Source organism: Rhodanobacter sp. FW106-HT46G03, assembly GCF_058789895.1.
The window spans coordinates 1,958,047-1,975,305 of sequence record NZ_JBYTCC010000001.1; the positions used below are offsets into that span (position 1 = coordinate 1,958,047).

Annotated in this window: 13 protein-coding genes; 9 read left to right on the forward strand and 4 right to left on the reverse strand. The window is 66.6% G+C overall.

The window, feature by feature from the left end; genetic code table 11:
• Positions 1 to 97 precede the first annotated feature (97 nt).
• From amaB to ppk1, 5 genes are all read left to right on the forward strand, one after another.
• A complete protein-coding gene (gene amaB, locus AC3WP6_RS08390) occupies positions 98 to 1,633 on the forward strand; it encodes an L-piperidine-6-carboxylate dehydrogenase (RefSeq protein WP_492627267.1) in 1,536 nt (511 codons plus the stop codon).
• A 23-nt stretch (positions 1,634 to 1,656) separates the two neighbouring features.
• Positions 1,657 to 1,962 (forward strand): DUF4190 domain-containing protein, encoded by a 306-nt coding sequence (locus AC3WP6_RS08395; RefSeq protein WP_492627268.1) that lies wholly within the window; start codon positions 1,657 to 1,659, stop codon positions 1,960 to 1,962.
• Between the two features lie 67 nt (positions 1,963 to 2,029).
• Entirely contained in the window at positions 2,030 to 3,076 is a 1,047-nt protein-coding gene (locus AC3WP6_RS08400; protein WP_492627269.1) for a quinone-dependent dihydroorotate dehydrogenase, read from the forward strand.
• Between the two features lie 10 nt (positions 3,077 to 3,086).
• Positions 3,087 to 4,106: a UDP-N-acetylmuramate dehydrogenase gene (gene murB, locus AC3WP6_RS08405; RefSeq protein WP_492628665.1), complete on the forward strand. Its 1,020-nt coding sequence runs from the start codon at positions 3,087 to 3,089 to the stop codon at positions 4,104 to 4,106.
• Positions 4,107 to 4,157: 51 nt separating this feature from the next.
• Positions 4,158 to 6,269, forward strand: a complete 2,112-nt coding sequence (gene ppk1 / locus AC3WP6_RS08410; protein WP_492627270.1) for a polyphosphate kinase 1 — start codon at positions 4,158 to 4,160, stop codon at positions 6,267 to 6,269.
• Between the two features lie 21 nt (positions 6,270 to 6,290).
• On the opposite strand, the gene AC3WP6_RS08415 is transcribed toward ppk1, so the two are convergent.
• Entirely contained in the window at positions 6,291 to 6,851 is a 561-nt protein-coding gene (locus AC3WP6_RS08415) for an NADPH-dependent FMN reductase (RefSeq protein WP_492627271.1), read from the reverse strand.
• A gap of 127 nt (positions 6,852 to 6,978) precedes the next feature.
• Complete coding sequence (locus AC3WP6_RS08420; RefSeq protein ID WP_492627272.1) at positions 6,979 to 7,383, reverse strand: hypothetical protein; 405 nt, start codon at positions 7,381 to 7,383, stop codon at positions 6,979 to 6,981.
• A gap of 120 nt (positions 7,384 to 7,503) precedes the next feature.
• On the opposite strand from AC3WP6_RS08420, the gene AC3WP6_RS08425 reads away from it, so the two are divergent.
• Positions 7,504 to 8,340, forward strand: coding sequence for a class I SAM-dependent methyltransferase (locus AC3WP6_RS08425; RefSeq protein ID WP_492627273.1), 837 nt, complete (start codon positions 7,504 to 7,506; stop codon positions 8,338 to 8,340).
• Between the two features lie 195 nt (positions 8,341 to 8,535).
• Here the strand turns inward: AC3WP6_RS08425 and AC3WP6_RS08430 are convergent, their stop codons facing one another.
• Positions 8,536 to 10,110, reverse strand: coding sequence for a carboxylesterase/lipase family protein (locus AC3WP6_RS08430; protein ID WP_492627274.1), 1,575 nt, complete (start codon positions 10,108 to 10,110; stop codon positions 8,536 to 8,538).
• A gap of 120 nt (positions 10,111 to 10,230) precedes the next feature.
• Here AC3WP6_RS08430 and pyrC point away from each other — a divergent pair, with 120 nt between their 5' ends.
• Both pyrC and azu read left to right on the forward strand, forming a co-directional pair.
• The gene (gene pyrC, locus AC3WP6_RS08435; protein WP_492627275.1) at positions 10,231 to 11,322 is read left to right on the forward strand and encodes a dihydroorotase; all 1,092 of its coding nucleotides are present in this window, start codon (positions 10,231 to 10,233) and stop codon (positions 11,320 to 11,322) included.
• Between the two features lie 108 nt (positions 11,323 to 11,430).
• Positions 11,431 to 11,874 (forward strand): azurin, encoded by a 444-nt coding sequence (gene azu / locus AC3WP6_RS08440; protein ID WP_492627276.1) that lies wholly within the window; start codon positions 11,431 to 11,433, stop codon positions 11,872 to 11,874.
• 186 nt (positions 11,875 to 12,060) lie between these two features.
• Here azu and AC3WP6_RS08445 read toward each other — a convergent pair whose 3' ends face one another.
• Positions 12,061 to 15,789 (reverse strand): EAL domain-containing protein, encoded by a 3,729-nt coding sequence (locus AC3WP6_RS08445; RefSeq protein WP_492627277.1) that lies wholly within the window; start codon positions 15,787 to 15,789, stop codon positions 12,061 to 12,063.
• 267 nt (positions 15,790 to 16,056) lie between these two features.
• Between AC3WP6_RS08445 and AC3WP6_RS08450 the strand changes: the two genes are divergently transcribed.
• Positions 16,057 to 17,166 (forward strand): PLP-dependent cysteine synthase family protein, encoded by a 1,110-nt coding sequence (locus AC3WP6_RS08450; protein ID WP_492627278.1) that lies wholly within the window; start codon positions 16,057 to 16,059, stop codon positions 17,164 to 17,166.
• Positions 17,167 to 17,259 lie beyond the last annotated feature (93 nt).

Consider the following 17,259-nt stretch of genomic DNA (forward strand, 5'->3'; position numbering starts at 1 on the left):
GAATTTTGGCATGGAATGCCGCACTGCGCGAACCGGGCGCGGCGGGGCAACTGATAGAATGACTGTTTCGGGGTTTCACGTTTTCGCGGAGTCAAGCATGTCCCAGAACATCCTCAGTGCACTCGGTCTTGGCAGCAGCAATCCGGGCACGTATTTCGGCAACGGCGAGTGGTCGACCACCACCGATGCTGGCACGCTTTCGCCGGTAAACCCGGCCACTGGCGAGGTCATCGCCAGCGTGCATGCGTCGAGCAGCGCCGATTACGCCAAGCTGATGGATCACGCGCAGGCGGCGTTTGCGGTGTGGCACGCCACGCCGGCGCCGCAGCGCGGGCAAGCCATCCGCCTGTGCGCCGATGCGCTGCGCCAGCACAAGGATGCACTGGGCTCGCTGGTGGCGCTGGAGATGGGCAAGATCAAGCCGGAAGGCGACGGCGAAGTGCAGGAGATGATCGACATCGCCGATTTTGCCGTCGGCCAGAGTCGCATGCTTTATGGCAACACTATGCATTCCGAGCGGCCGGGGCACCGCATGTACGAGCAGTGGCACCCGCTCGGCCTGGTCGGCATCATCAGCGCGTTCAATTTTCCGGTGGCGGTGTGGTCGTGGAACGCGTTCATCGCCGCGGTGTGCGGTGACGTGTGCATCTGGAAGCCGTCGCCGAAGACCCCGCTGTCCGCGATCGCGGCAATCCGCATCTGCAACGACGCGCTGAAGGCCGGCGGCTTCCCGGACATCTTCTTCCTCTTCAACGATGCCGGCACCGAACTGTCGCAGGCGTTCGTCGACGACAAGCGCATCGCACTGGTGAGCTTCACCGGTTCGACCAAGGTCGGCCGCCACATCGGCGAGCGGGTTGCGCGCCGGCTCGGGCGCTCGCTGCTGGAGATGGGCGGCAACAACGCCATCATCCTTGACCGCAGTGCCGACTTGAAACTCGCCATTCCGGCGATCGTGTTCGGTGCAGTCGGCACCGCCGGCCAGCGCTGCACGACCACGCGACGGCTGATCGTGCACGAGTCGATCATCGAGGACGTGGTGCAGAAACTCACCGCCGCGTACAAGCAGATCGAAACCAAGATCGGCGATCCGACCGACGCGAAGACGCTGATGGGCCCGTTGAACAGTGCCGCCGCGGTCGAGGCGTATCTCGGTGCCGTGGATGCGGTGAAAAAGCTCGGTGGTGTCGTCGTCACCGGTGGCAAGGCGCTCACCGACCGCAAGGGCTTTTTCGTGCTGCCGACGATCGTGCGCGGGGTGAAAAACTCCGACGAGGTGGTGCAGACCGAAACTTTCGCGCCGATCCTCTACGTGATGCCGTTCAAGACGCTGGACGAAGCCATCGCCATGCAGAACGGCGTGCCACAAGGCTTGTCCGCAGCCATCTTCACCCAGGATCTCAAGGCTGCCGAGCAGTACCTCGCCACCGGTGGCAGCGACTGCGGCATCGCCAACGTCAACATCGGCACCTCGGGCGCCGAGATCGGCGGTGCGTTCGGCGGCGAGAAGGACACCGGCGGCGGCCGCGAATCCGGCTCGACGGCGTGGCAGGCTTACATGCGCCGGCAAACCAACACGATCAACTACTCGAATGCCTTGCCGCTGGCGCAGGGCATCAAGTTCGACTTGTAACCAGGCCCTTCGCAGGGATTGCCATGAACCAACCGTTGCCGCTTGCCCGCACCACCAGTGGTCTCGCCATCGCCAGCCTCGTGCTCGGCGTGCTGGCATGGTGCATGCTGCCGTTCGTCGGTGCCGTTGCCGCCGTGGTGTGCGGGCACCTGGCGCGCGGTGAAATACGCCATGCGCCGCCGGGCAGCATCGACGGCGGCGGGCTGGCGGTAGCCGGGCTGGTGCTCGGCTACCTGCAGCTGGTACTCACGGCCATCGGCCTTTTCCTGCTGGTCGCGTTTGTCCTGCTTGGCCTCGGTTTCAGCGCGCACTTCCTGCCATGGCACTGAGCCACGGTGCATCGCCCGGTCATCGGCCGGCAAGGCCGCGGCAGTCCGCACCTGCGGAAGCGCCACGGTGATCGACGCCTACCCATCGCTGCGCCCACTGCTGTTCGCACTCGATGCCGAGGCTGCGCACGGCAGCACCTTGCGCGCGCTCGACTTGGCACATCGACTGCATTTGCTGGCGTGGTTCGTGCCCCCCGTCGCCGCCGCACCGACCACCGCGTTCGGTGTCCACTTCCCCAATCCGGTCGGCCTGGCTGCCGGGCTGGACAAGAACGCCGAACATCTGGATGCGCTCGGCGCACTCGGCTTCGGCTTCATCGAAGTGGGTACGGTGACGCCGCGCGCACAACCGGGCAACCCGCGGCCGCGGTTGTTTCGCTTGCCACAGCACGCCGCCATCATCAACCGCATGGGCTTCAACAACGCTGGCGTCGACGCGTTCATGCGCAACGTCGGGCGTGCCCGCTACGACGGCGTGCTCGGCATCAACATCGGCAAAAACAAGGACACGCCGAACGAGCGTGCGGTGGACGACTACCTCACCTGCCTTGAGCACGTCTACGCGCGCGCCAGCTACATCACGGTGAATATTTCTTCGCCCAACACCAAGGGCCTGCGCGACCTGCAACATGAAGACGCCCTGCACCGCCTGATCGGTACCCTGCGTGAGACCCAGGAGCGGCTTGGCTCCCAGGCTGGCGCGCGCAAGCCGATGCTGCTCAAGATCGCGCCCGATCTGGGCGACGCCGAGCTCGACGGCATCGCCCAGGTGCTGCAAGCCACCGGCATCGACGGCGTGATCTGCACCAACACCACGGTGGACCACACGCTGGTGGCCAACCACCCGCTGGGCCATGAAACCGGCGGACTCTCCGGCCGCCCCTTGTTCGCGCTGGCCACCGACGTGCTGCGCGGCATGCGCGCGCGGCTTGGCCCGCAGATGCCGATCATCGGCGTCGGGGGCATTCTGGCTGGCGCCGATGCGGCGGAAAAAATCAATGCCGGCGCCAACCTCGTGCAGCTCTACTCCGGCCTCATCTACCGCGGGCCGCGCCTGGTCGCCGAGTGCGTCGACGCGATCCGCAACCTCGAAGGAACCCGCCGTGCCGCTTGAACCCGTACCGATGGGCGGCTACGCGCTCACCGAAAACGCTCCGCTCGCCACCCGCAACACCCTGCACGTGCAGGCTCGCGCTCACCTGCTGGCCGAACTGCACGACGCCAGCAAACTGCCCGAGCTGCTGGCTTTCCCCGCCGTGCGGGCGCAGCCTCTGCTGGTGCTGGGCGAAGGCAGCAACCTGCTGTTGACGCGGGATTTTCCCGGCACCGTACTGGCCATGCTCACGCACGGCGTGCAAGTGGAAGAGGAAGGCGATGTCACCCGCATCGCGGTCGCCGCCGGCGAGCGTTGGGACGACTTCGTACGCTGGTCGCTTGGACAGGGCTTTGCCGGACTGGAAAACCTGATCGCCATTCCCGGTACCGTCGGCGCTGCACCGGTACAGAACATCGGTGCCTACGGCACCGAAGTCGCCGAGTTCGTCGAAAGCGTCGAAGCCTGGGACGTGCACGAACACCGCATCGCCGTCATCGGCAACGCCGAGTGCGCGTTCGGCTACCGGCAGTCGCGCTTCAAGCGTGAGCCGGGGCGCTACATTGTCACCGCGGTGCGCTTCGCCCTGCCCCGCCACCGCCCCCTGCGGCTGGACTATGCCGGCATGCACGAAGAGCTTGCGCGGCTCGGCGTCGATACCCCGGCGCCGTACCACGTGGCCGAAGCGGTGGTGCGCATGCGCGGCCGCAAGCTGCCCGACCCCGCGGTAATCGGCAACGCCGGCAGCTTCTTCAAGAACCCGATCGTCGACGCCGAACGCGCCGCTGCGCTCAAAGCCACCCACCCCGAGCTGCCGGCATGGCCGCAGCCGAACGGCCAGGTGAAACTTTCCGCCGCGTGGATGATCGACCGCTGCGGGCTCAAAGGCAGTCGCCAGGGCGACGTCGGCATTTCCAATCGCCACGCGCTGGTGGTGGTCAATCATGGCTACGCCACCGGCCCGGAATTGTGGGCCTTCGCGCAGCATGTCATGGCCACCGTCGAAGCCGCATTCGGCGTGCGGCTGGAGCCGGAGCCGGTCATCGTCTGAGCCGTCGGCGAGCTACCATCCACGCCTGCCATGTCTGCTGGTCGCGTCACGATGACTTCACCCACGCTTACCCCCACCACGCCGGCGGATGGCCCCGACCTGCATGCGCGTCGGCTGTACATCAACCGCGAACTGTCGCAGCTGGCATTCAACGTCCGCGTACTCGATCAGGCGCTGGACAAGCGCACGCCGTTGCAGGAGCGGCTGAAGTTTCTGCTGATCTTTTCGCGCAACCTCGACGAGTTCTTCGAGATCCGCGTGGCGGGGCTCAAGAGCCAGATCGCGCTCGATCACGAACTGATCGGCGCCGACGGCGTGCCACCGGCACAGGTACTGGCCGAGATTTCCACCATCACCCATCGTGAGGTGGAACGTCAGTACGCAATCCTCAATGCGCGCATCTTGCCCGCACTGGCCGCGCACAATATCCGCATCGCCCGGCGCGACGAGTGGACGCACAAACAGAAGCTGTGGGTGCGCCATTACTTTCGTACCCAGGTCGCGCCACTGGTGACCCCGATCGGCCTCGACCCGACCCACCCGTTTCCGCTGCTGGTCAACAAGAGCCTCAACTTCATCGTGCGGCTGGATGGCGTGGATGCGTTCGGCCGCGACTCGGGGCTGGCCGTGGTGCCGGCGCCGCGCGTGTTGCCGCGGTTGATCCGCATGCCGGACGAGGTGGTGGAGAGCGGCGACGTCTACGTGCTGCTGTCGTCGATCATCCACGCGCACGCGGCCGAACTGTTCCCCGGCATGACGGTGCTTGGCAGCTACCAGTTCCGGCTGACGCGCAACGCCGATCTCGCGATCGACCCGGAGGACATCGAAGACCTGGCGATGACGCTGCGCGGCGAGCTTTATGCGCGCCGCTTTGGCGACGCGGTGCGGCTGGAAGTGGCCGACAATTGCCCGAAAGAGCTCAGTGCCCACCTGTTGAAACAGTTCGGCCTGACGGCCAGCGAGCTGTATGAGGTGAACGGGCCGGTCAACCTGGCGCGGCTGTTTCGCATCGCCAGCAAGGTCAGTTACCCGGCACTGCAATATCCACCGTTCGTACCGGCGTTGCCGAAGGCGCTGCGGCAGGCGGAGACGCTGTTTGCCGCCATTGCCAAACAGGATGTGCTGCTGCTTCACCCCTACGAGTCGTTCGCGCCAGTGGTAGATCTGTTGCGTCAGGCGGCACGCGATCCGCAAGTGCTGTCGATCAAGCAGACGCTGTACCGCACCGGCACCCATTCGGAGGTCGTCGATGCCCTGGTCGATGCCGCACGCGCCGGCAAGGAAGTCACGGCGGTGGTCGAGCTGCGGGCACGCTTTGACGAAGAGTCGAACCTGGGTCTGGCCGCGCGCCTGCAGCAGGCCGGTGCGACCGTCATCTATGGCGTGGTGGGCATCAAGACGCACGCGAAGCTGATCCTGATCCAGCGTCGTGAAGGCGACGAGTTGGTGCGTTACGCGCACTTGGGCACCGGCAACTACCACGCGGCGAATGCGCGCGTGTATACCGACTACAGCCTGCTTACCTCCGATCCGGCGTTGTGCGAGGACGTGCACAAGCTGTTCAGCCAGCTCACCGGCATGGGCAAGGCGCTGCGCATGAAAAAACTGCTGCAGGCGCCGTTTACGCTGAAAGCGGGCCTGCTCGGCCTGATTGCTGGCGAGGCCGCGCACGCAGCGGCTGGCAAGCCGGCACGCATCATCATCAAGGTCAATGCGCTGACCGACCCCACGATGATCCGCGCGCTCTACGCAGCCAGCATCGCCGGTGTGCGCATCGACCTCATCGTGCGCGGCATGTGCTGCCTGCGCCCCGGGGTACCGGGTGTTTCCGAGCACATCCGCGTGCGCTCGGTGATCGGTCGGTTTCTCGAACACAGCCGCGCGTACTGGTTTGCCAATGCCGGCGAGCCGGTGCTGTATCTCTCCAGTGCCGACCTGATGGAGCGCAACCTCGACAAACGCGTGGAATGCGCGTTTCCCATCACCGGCCGCAAACTGCAGCAGCGCATCCTGGGGGCGCTCGAACACTATCTGGCCGACACCAGCGGCGCCTCCGAACTGCATGCCGACGGCAGTTACACGACGCTGCGGCCAGCCACTGGTGAGCGTGTCTACGACGTGCAACAACAACTGCTGCAAAAACTCTGCGGCGCGGAGCCGTAATCGGCACTGCGCCGCACGCGCTCACTTTTTCAGGTGGTGATGCACCCACGCCGCATAGTGGTCAGCAAACCCTTGCAGGAATTTCTTCGTGCCTTCATTGGTGATGTGACCATCGGCGTCGACCGGGTCGTCATCCTTGAACTGCACGAACACCTCGGGCTGCGCCATCACCGCAAGGTCGAGAAACACCAGTGAATTGCGCAGATGCTGCTGGGCAAGTGCGCTGCCGGTGGCGCCGATCGATGCGCCGATCACCGCGCCCGGCTTGCCGCCGAAGGAGTTGGTGCCCCACGGCCGCGAGGCCACGTCGAGCGCGTTCTTCAGTACGCCGGGCACGCCGCGGTTGTATTCGGGAGTGACGAACAACACCGCATCCGCCGCCTCGATGGTTTGCTTCAGGGTGGTTGCGGCCGCCGGGTAATTGCCGTCGAAGTCCTGGTTGTAGAGCGGTACGTTGCCCAGCGGCACATACTCGAACTGGAAATCTGGCGGCATCAGGCTTTCAACCGCGTGCGCAAGACGGCGGTTGAACGAACCCTTGCGCAAACTGCCCACCAGCACGGCAACCTTGATCGTATTCATCGCGGCATGTTTCCTCGGGTGCGGTCGCCGCCCGTGCGGCGCAGGGTGGCCATGGTGTACACATGTTTGCGGCGGCGGTGCCACGGCCGGTCAAGACAAGTACGAGCGCCGTCACGCCACGCGCGGCTCATTTCGCTTGCAGTGCGTCCATCGTTTTCTTGGCCGCCGCGTGTGCCGCTTCCAGCGTCGTGGCCTTGAGCCCGGCGTTGGCGTCGGCGAGCGCGGCCTCAAGCCGTGTGGTCAAGGCGGCATCGCCCTTGGCATCGGGGATCGCACCCTGCCCCATGCCTTTGCACGGGTTGGCTGCCTTCGCGTCGAAACCGGTACCTGCAGTGCCAACGAGGCAATTCACCACGTGCTGCAAATGCGCCTCGGCGGTGGCGAGGTTGGCTGCCCCCAGCGCCATGCCCGCATGTGCACTCGCAGTGGCCGCCTGTTTCGTTGCCGCCCCCACATCCGCCGCCATGGCCGCCCCCGGCAACGCCAACACACACGCCGCCAACCCCAAGCCAACCATCCAGTGCTTGCTCATGATGTACTCCCCGCCATGCGCGGCATACGCCGCGGAGAAGGGACTATGCGACGCGGCAAGTGAGGAAACCGCAAAGCGCGACCCCGTAAACTCCACCTTTCCCTCATCCGGAGCATCTTCGTGGCGCACTACACCGGGCCGCTGCTGACGCAGCAAACCGCCACGGCACTGCACGCAGCCCGCAGTGCCGGCGCCACCACGTGGTCGGGCTCGCTCGACCTTGGACACAGCACGGACAGCGCGGTGCTGGCGACCGACGACTGGTCATGGCGCGGCACGCAGTATCCATACCCGCCCGCGATCAAGGAGCGCAGCATCCATTACTGGGATGGCGACGCGTTTGCACCGATTGCGCGTTTCTCCGGCGCGCTCATCAAGCTGGTGCCCACCGTGTGGGGCGTGCCGACCTTCGAAATCGACGGCATCAAGATGCTGCCGACGGCCAAGACCTCACCGCTGGACGATGCTCGCGCCAAGGTGACCCTGGTGGCGCCGCAAGGCAAACGCGTGCTGGATACCTGCGGTGGGCTCGGCTACTTCGCGGCATGCTGTCTTGCCGCGGGCGCGGCGCAGGTGCAGTCGTTCGAGAAAAACGGCGACGTCTTGTGGCTGCGCACGCTCGATCCGTGGTCGCCCGACCCCGACGACAGCGGTGGCCGTCTCACGCTCACCCACGCGGATATCGCCGCTGCCATCGCGCAGCTGCCCGATGCGGCATTCGATGCCGCGCTGCACGACCCGCCGCGTTTCGGGATTGCCGGCGAGCTGTATTCGGCGGCGTTCTACACCGAACTGGCGCGCGTGTTGCGCCACGGTGCGCGGCTGTTCCACTACACCGGCAGCCCGAACAAGCTGACCTCGCGCCGCGATGTGCCGCGCGAAGTGGCCCGCCGCCTGGAAACGGCGGGCTTTCGTGCCGAGTTGGCGCTGGATGGGGTGCTGGCGGTCAGGCGGTGACGCCTGATTCGGGATTCGGGGGCCACGTGGATGTGCGTTCGACCGCAGCCACAAACTGCTCTGGGGCCAATTTCAGGCCCACCGCACTGTCGCTAAAAGCCTTTCGGGATGAATCCCGACCCACGTGGGAGTTTCCGTAGGTCGGACTTCGACACGACCGTATCCCGCAAAAGGCATGTCGGATTGAAGTCCAACCTACAAATGCGCGTCGGGCTCCACCCGTTCGAGGAATTCGTAGCGCGGTGCGTTGCGGTCGACCACGCTGTGCGTATCCACGCCGATCCATTGCCGCGTGAGTCCGCCGTCCTTGGCCGTCACGGCGGGCCAGTGCGGCAGGCCGGCACCGTTCGGGCTGCCGGTCTTGATGAACTGCGCAAAGTAACCGGACATGATGCGCGACACCCGATGATCGGCGTCCGCCCACGCGTAGACGTGGTTGCTGTCGAGGTTGCCCAAGGCGTACTCGATTTCGGCGCTGTGCACGGCGCCGGCCTGCGCAGGTGCCGTGCCATCGCGGCGCGCGGGGCGCGCGCGGTCGAACCGGTAGTAGTACACCGGCACGCCGCTGCGATATTGCTGGTCCATCCAGCGCCAGGTGGCGAACGCGATGAACTGGTCGCTCGCCAATGCCGTGCCGGAAGCCACGGCCTCGGCGTCGGTGGTGCCGGGATACAGCCGCAAGGCTTCGGCGGCGTGGGCGCCGAACCGCTTTTCCACCGCGGCGCGATAGTTGGCCGGCGTGGGCGACGCCTTGCCGAGCAGGTCGGCGTCGCTGCCTTCCATGGAATTGGAGCCGACCAGCAACGGAATGTGCGCCTGCTCACCCGCCGCGTAGATCGCTTCTGGCGAGCGCGGCAGGAAATCGCCGTCGATCACGGGGCCAAAATCCGGTTCGCCCGGTGCGCCGACGGCAGCCAACAGCGTCTTGGCATCGAGCTTGCGCAACGCCGCCAGCGAGTTGACACCCAACCGCTTCAAATAGGCCTCGCCCTGCCGCTCGCCCAGCGCCAGTGTCGGCGGTTTGAGGTTGCCGAGCACGGCGCCGCTTTCGCCGATCGCGCCGTGCATCAACGCCTTCGACAACGGCGAAGCCATCAGTGCGGAGACGGCCATGGAACCGGCGGATTCACCGCCGATCGTGACCCGGCCCGGGTCACCGCCGAACGCCGCGATGTTGCGCCGGACCCAGCGCAGTGCGGCCACCTGGTCGAGCAGACCGTAGTTGCCGGCCGCGTGCTGTGGCGACTCGGCAACCAGCGCCGGCAAGGCCAGAAAGCCGAATACATCGAGCCGGTAATTCACCGTCACCGTGACGATGCCACGCTGCGCGAGGCTCGCGCCATCGTAGCGCGGCTCCGAGCCGTCGCCGGCGAGGAAACTGCCGCCGTAGAAATACACCAGCACCGGCAGCTTGTGCGTGTGGCGCGCGGCCGGCGTCCACACATTGAGATACAGGCAATCCTCGCTCATGCCGCTGGCGCGAAACACCATGTCGCTGTACAGCGGACGCTGCATGCAACGAGCGCCGAACCGCTGTGCTTCGCGCACCCCGTGCCACGCGGCCGCCGGCTGCGGCGGCTTCCAGCGCAGCGCGCCGACCGGCGGCGCCGCGTACGGGATGCCCTTGAACTCGTCGAGCCCGAGCGGCGCCTCGTGGGTGCCCGCCAGGGCACCCGTCGCCACCGTCACCTCGGGCGGTGCCTCCGCTGCCACTGCCGCCACACCGCAACCCCACAGTACCGCCAGCGCCAACCACGCACTTGTTCGCATGCCGCACCCCATGCCGGAAACCGTACCCCATCTTCCTCACGTTGCCGCGCCAGCGCCAGCACCGAGGCGATGCACAGGATCATCCGATACCATGACCTTCCCGCGTCAAGGAACCGTGCCATGCCCATCACGCGTCTCGAGATCATCCGCCCGGACGACTGGCACCTGCATCTGCGCGACGGCCCGGCGCTGGCTTCGGTGGTGGCCGACAGTGCGCAGCGCTTCGCCCGCGCCATCGTCATGCCGAACCTCAAGCCGCCGGTCACCACGGTGGCCCGGGCACAGGCCTACCGCGAGCGCGTGCTGGCCGCCTTGCCCGCCGGCAGCACGTTCCAGCCGCTGATGACGCTCTACCTCACCGAGGCCACCGACCCGGCGGAAATCGCCAAGGCCAAGGCCAGCGGCATCGTGCACGCAGTGAAGTACTACCCGGCCGGCGCCACCACCAACTCGCAATCGGGTGTGCGTGACTTGAAACACGTGCACGGCGTGCTGGAAGCCATGGAAGAGTGCGGCCTGCCGCTCCTGATGCACGGCGAGGTGACCGATCCCGCGGTCGACATCTTCGACCGCGAGGCGGCGTTCATCGACCGCGAACTGATCCCGCTGCGCCAGCGCTTTCCGCGCCTGCGCATGGTGCTGGAACACATCACCACGAGCGCCGCCGTGCAGTTCATCGACGCCCAGCCGGCGCACGTCGGCGCCACCATCACCGCGCACCATCTGCTGATGAACCGCAATGCGATCTTTGCCGGTGGCCTCAATCCGCACCACTACTGCCTGCCGGTGCTCAAGCGCGAAACCCATCGGCGCGCCTTGCTCGAGGCGGCCACCAGCGGCAACCCGCATTACTTCCTCGGCACTGACAGTGCGCCACACGCACGCGGCGCCAAGGAAAGCGCGTGCGGTTGCGCCGGCATCTACACCGCCCATGCCGCCATCGAGCTGTATGCCGAGGCGTTCGACGAAATGGATCGGCTCGATCAACTGGAAGCCTTTGCGAGCTTCCACGGCGCGGAATTCTACGGTGTGCCGCGCAACACCGACACGGTCGTGCTTGAACGCCGGGCGTGGCGGGTGCCGGCGGTGATCCCGTTCGGCGGCGCGCAGTGCGTGCCGCTGCGCGCCGGCGAGGAGATCGCCTGGACACTGGTTTGTCCTGCCCGGCAGGTGCAGGAGGTTGCGACAGGTTCCGCACCCGTCGCTGCATGAAATTGCAGGTGGGGCGATTCGCCGCAGGCGGTACTGATACAAGTCAGGGCGCAATCGCCGTACGCTCCCAAAATTGAATCCGATGCTTCTATCGAAGGAGTGACACCGATGCGCAAACTGATTGTCCTCGCCCTGCTTGGTCTGGCTTCCTCTCCGCTGATGGCCGCCGATTGCGCGACCACGGTCGAGGCCAACGATGCGATGCAGTTCAACGTCCACTCGATCACCGTGCCGAAAGCCTGCAAGACCTTCAAGGTCACACTGAAGCACACCGGCAAGCTGCCGGTGGCCTCGATGGGCCACGACTGGGTGCTGACGACCGCGGCCGACGAAAAGGCCGTGCTGGCTGCCGATGCCGCCGCCGGTGCCGCCAAGGGCTACGAAAAAGCCAACGACCCCAAGGTCATCGCTTCCACCAAGCTGATCGGCGGCGGCGAGTCGGCCACCACCACGGTCAACGTCAGCAAGCTCAAGGCGGGCCAGGATTACGTCTACTTCTGCTCATTCCCCGGCCACGCGACGCTGATGCACGGCACGCTGACGGTCAAGTAAAAAAACCGCCGCTGGAATGCAACGCCCCGGTCGCGAGATCGGGGCGTTTTTCATGGCGCCGGCTCCGGCGCGTCGGCGTCCCATGCGCTGATCACCGTCGCCTCCGATGCATTACCAGTTGCATTCGGCGGCTCGGCCCCGCGCGCAGCAAACGCCCGCCACGCTGTCGAAGCCAATCGGCGCTTGCTACTTTTGCGTCAACACGTGTTGCACCAGCAATGCCAGAAATGCCTCGTGCGCTTCGCGATAGCGCGCGTCCGCCGGGCCGTTCTCAGCTGCGCGGTGCATCGCCTCATGCGTCGTATGCAACGCGCCGCCGCCAGCCAGCTCGTGCAGGTAGGCCCCGGGGCCGCAAGCAGCCTCGGCATGCCGTTTCCAGTATGCCGGTTCCTCCGGCAGTGCGAGAAATTGCTCCTCCCAACGCAGCTCCGCCGCCAAGGCGCCAAGGCCGGTGTGCGGCGTGCCGACCACCGTCGGTGTGGAGCGGCGCGCCAGCCAATCGGCCAACTGCCCCACCGGCATGGGTGACGCCAACGCGTACCCCTGGCCAAAATCCGCGCCGAGAATGCGCGCGGCTTCAACCAGGGCGGGAGTTTCCAGGCCCTCCACCACCACCTCGAGCCGCAGGTCGTGGCCGATGCGGATCAACTGGCGCACGAAGCGCAGCGTGCCGCGCGGATCGGTGTGGGCCTGGCCAACGATGGCCTGATCCACCTTGATGCAGTCGAACGGCCACTGCCGCAAACGGATCAGCGAGCTGTAACCGGCGCCGAGGTCGTCCTCGACCAGGCGCACGCCAAGCGCACGCAGCGTTTGCACGCCGCTGGCGTCGGGCCAATCGGGATGTCCGCCTTCCGTTGGCGATTCGAGGATCTCCAGCAACAAGGTGGCCGGATCACAGCGACCGGCGTGGATCGCCGCGGACACCGTGTCCACGTAACGCGCGTCGTGCAATGCCGTCGCTGGTACGTTGACCGCCACGTCGAGCACATGGCCCTGATCCGCGAGGCGACGCTGGCAAGCGATGGCCTGCGCCAGCCCCTGGCAAAACAGCGCCAGCAAATCGTCGCCATCCAGTGCCGCGAGAAAACGCCCGGGCGACAGCACAGTGCCGTCGATATCGTGCAAGCGCGCGAGCGCCTCGATTTCGCTGGCACGACCGTCTGCCAGATGTACCAATGGTTGGTAGTACATCTCCAGCGCTGCGGTGGCGATGCTGGCGCGCCAGCGTTCACGCACGATGAAGGGCAGCAGTTCAAAGCCCGGCCGCGGCGGCGCGAGGCGTACCAGGGCGAGTTCCAGCACGGTGCGGATCTGTTCGATGAAGGCCTGCTGGTCTTCGCCGCGAAAGCCGCCCAGATACGGGCTGAACAACGCCAGCACCACCGCCGGTCGATGGCGTGCAGGGCACAGCGGCACCGAGACGCTGGAGATCACGCCGAGCTCCAATACTGCCTTGCTCCACAGAGCCATTACCGGATCGCTGCCGTAATGGCCACAGCGTTCGATGGTGCCGGTGCGCCACGCCCGCCCGCTGGGGCCCTGCCCCTCCGGATCCTCCGCGCGCACGCCGATCGACGCCACGCTGCCGGCCGCCAACGCACGCAGGTAGCGCGTGAACGCCCCGCCCGCCGCTGCCTCGTAGGTCAGGTCGCCATCGCGATCGGGGCGCCCCACCGAGCAGGCGACCACCTCCGCGTGCGCCGCGAGAATATCGGTCGCGCCCTGGATCAGGGCGAGACAGCTTTCCGCCGACCATGCCAGCGCGTTCAACTGCGCCAGTACCGCCACCCGTTTGCGCTGCAGCTCGCGCATGCTCTCCAGCTGCCACTGGCGCTCCATGCCGAGGCGCTGCAGGACCACCATCAGCGCGCGCCGGCTGAGGCGGCCGGTGCCACCAAGCGTGGTGGCAAGCGCCACCCGCAACTCCTCGATCACTTCCAGCAACCAGACCTCTTCCAACCCGCAGGCGGCATACAGCACCCCGGCACGATAGGCGCGGGCGCGATGCACGGCGTCGGTCAACGCTGGTCGCAAAAGCAGGCGCAAATGCAGGATCAAGCGTGACCGGAGCTGCGCGAAATCCGACGTCGGCAATAGCGCGAGCAGTGCCGCGATCCCCGCGTGTGCCCGCAACTGTTCGCTGAATCCATCGACCAGTGCCGGCAGACGCAGTGCCCACTCCTCGGCGTATTCGGCCAGCGCTGCCGCTGCCGCCTCGCCATACGGCGAACTCAACGTGAGCTCGCCGGATTTGTCCGCCGAGCCGTCGACCGCCACCAGCGCCCACCAGCGCGAGCGCTGGCGTTTGCGGCTTTTCACCCGATACATCGCCTGATCCGCCCGGCGCACCAACTGTTCGCCGGTCAGCCCACTGCCGCAGGCATACAACGCCACCCCGAGGCTGGCCCCCATCGACACCGTCGTCTCGTCGATGGTCAGTGGTTGGCGCAGCGCTTCGTCGACGCGTTCCAGCAGGCCATCGACCTCCTGCCCGGTTTCCAGATCCTCGAATACCAGCACGAACTCGTCGCCGCCCAGGCGCGCGAGGTAATCGTCGTTGCGCAGACCGTGCCGGAAGCGGCGTGCCATCTCCACCAGCAGCCGGTCACCGGCTGCATGCCCGTGGCGATCATTGATGGGTTTGAGGTCATCCAGATCGAGCAAACCCACGGCCACCTGACGCCCGCGCGCGTCGGCCCGCCGCAAGACCTGTTCGAGATGCAGTTCCAGTGCGCGCCGGTTGGGCAGCCCGGTGAGGTCGTCGTGCAACGCCAGGTAAGTCTGGCGATCCTTCTCACGGCTGAGTGCGGCGCGCTGTGCGTGCTGATGCAGCGCCAGGCTGGTGGCATCGGCCACTTCATCGAGCAGGCGGCACAATTCGTCGTCGAAGGCATCCGCCTCGTTGGCCATGACCACGAACACACCACTGGGCACCGCGTGCGCCACCGCGGTGTCGCGTGGCCGCGCGAACAACGGCCAACAACCAACCGCTCCGGCGTGATCGTGCAGCAAGGTGTGAAAAGTGCGGCCGTCATGACCAACCCGGTCGGGGTGTCGGCGCACCACCGGGCGCGCCTGCATGAACGCCAACGTCGGCACCACCGCTTGGGCCTCGTCGTCGACGCGACACGGCGGGGTCGGCAGCTGGCGCACCACATCGCTGATGGCGCCCGCCAGGGCGACGCGGTGCAGCATGGACGCGCCCGGCACGGCGACAAGTACGTCAACCGCCAATGCCCCCGCGATGTCGACCAGCGCATGCGCGAGCTTGGCGTACACCGCATCGGGGCCAGGCTGCTCCAGCAGCGATTGCTGGATCGCGCGTTGCGCCGTGCGGTAGCGACTGAGGCGCAGGCTGCGTTCAAGCAATTGCTGGTGATCCCAGAACCGTGCCAGCTCGTCGGCGAGGCGCTGGGCCCAGTCGAGCACGTCCGCGCCGAATGGCGGCCCATCCGTGCGAGCGTAGGCGCTGAGCACCAGCTGCCCGTCGTCGTGGGTGGCCGCTGCCGCCACGATGATGGCCCCGAAGTCGTGTTGTTGTGCCGCGTCACGCCAGGGCGCAAACGCCGGCGTGTCCACCGCCATCGTGAGTGCATGCGCCTCGCGCAACACCATGCCGACCGGACCACTGCCGCCAATCTCCTGCGGGTCGGCGCTCAAGCGCAGCCCTTCGGTGTAGGCCGCATCCGGGCCGGCGGCGGCCAGTACCTCAACACTATACCGGCCCGGCTCGCGGCGCCCCACCCACACCAGTGGCAAATCCATCGTGGCAGCAAGAATGCCGGCGACCGCATGAATGGCCTGACGGCGATCGCGATCCGGGGTGGCATGCAGCAACGCGAGAGTCTCCGCGACGCTGCGGTAGAAGCGTTCGCGAAACGCCCCATTGCTGGTCGCATCCTGGCTGCTCATGCGTGTGCGGTCGATGCAGTGGTCAAAGGCGGACGTCACTTCACCACGGATAAGCGCATCAAATCCAGCGCGCCGTTTGTCGCGCGTGAATGCGGCAACGGCGGCCGTTCTGCACTGCGACAATTTGCGCCGGTTCCGCGGACTGAGGCGCAGCGACCCGGCTGACTTGTGGCAAGCGGGCAGCCTGGTGGATGGGCATAAGCTATGAGCCACTTTCACGCCGGTTGCAGGCGACGCCTTGCCGCCGCCCCACATCGGAGCTACCCCATGTCAACTGCCACCCCGATCATCGGCGCACCGCAGGCTGCGGAACGCGGCTGGGAACTCGCCGCGCTGGAAAAACTCTCGCAAGAGGCCGCGCGCTCGGCCGACACGCACCTGCTCAAGCTCAACTTTCCCGGCTTTGACGGCATCGACTTCTATTTCAAAGACGAATCCGTCCACCCCAGCGGCAGTCTGAAACACCGCCTCGCGCGCTCGCTGTACCTGTACGCGCTATGCAACGGCCGGCTGCACGAGGGCCAGGCCGTGGTGGACGCCTCTTCCGGCAGCACGGCCATTTCCGAGGCCTGGTTTGCGCGCCTGCTCGGACTGCATTTCACCGCCGTGATGCCAGCGGTGACGGCGCCGCGCAAGATCCACGCGGTGCAGGCGCTGGGCGGCACCTGCGACCTGGTGGAAGATGCCGGCCAAGTGCACGCGCGCGCCGCCGAACACGCTGCCCGAGGCGCCTGCCACCTCGATCAATTCGGGCTTGCCGTGCGGGCCACCGATTGGCGCGGCAACAACAACATCGCCGAGTCCATCATCACCCAGATGATGCGCGAGCCGCAGCCCGTACCAACCTGGATCGTGTGCGGCGTCGGCACCGGGGGTACCTCGACCACCATCGGGCGCTATCTGCGCTATCGGCGGCTGGCCACCCATTTATGCGTAGCCGAACCCACCGGCAGCGCCTATGTCGAAGGTTGGCGCACACGTCGCCACGATGCCGTTGCCCGCCAGCCCACGCTGATCGAGGGCATCGGCCGCCCGCTGGTCGAACCCGGCTTCACTTTTGAAGTAGTGGACGACGTGATCGAAGTGCCCGACCACGCCGCCATCGCCGGCGCATGGTTGCTTGAGACTCTGCTGGGTCGCCGCTACGGCGGCTCCTCCGGCACCAATCTCGTGGCGTGCCTGCAGCTTGCCGCCGGCCTGCGCAAGAGCGGCCAGCGTGGCAGCATCGTGAGCCTCTTGTGCGACCCTGGCGAGCGCTACGCCGAAACCCTGTTCAATCCCGACTGGCTCGTCGAACACCACATCGACATCGGCCCGGCCAGCCAGGCGCTCAAGCAGAGCATTGCCAGCGGCACGTGGCACGCGCTCGCGTCCTGAACACCGTACGGCGCTTGCCCGGAGTGGCGTCATTGCACGCTGCGGTGCAACCATTCCGCAGGCCGCTGCCGCATGGCGGTGTCGACCTGCCTC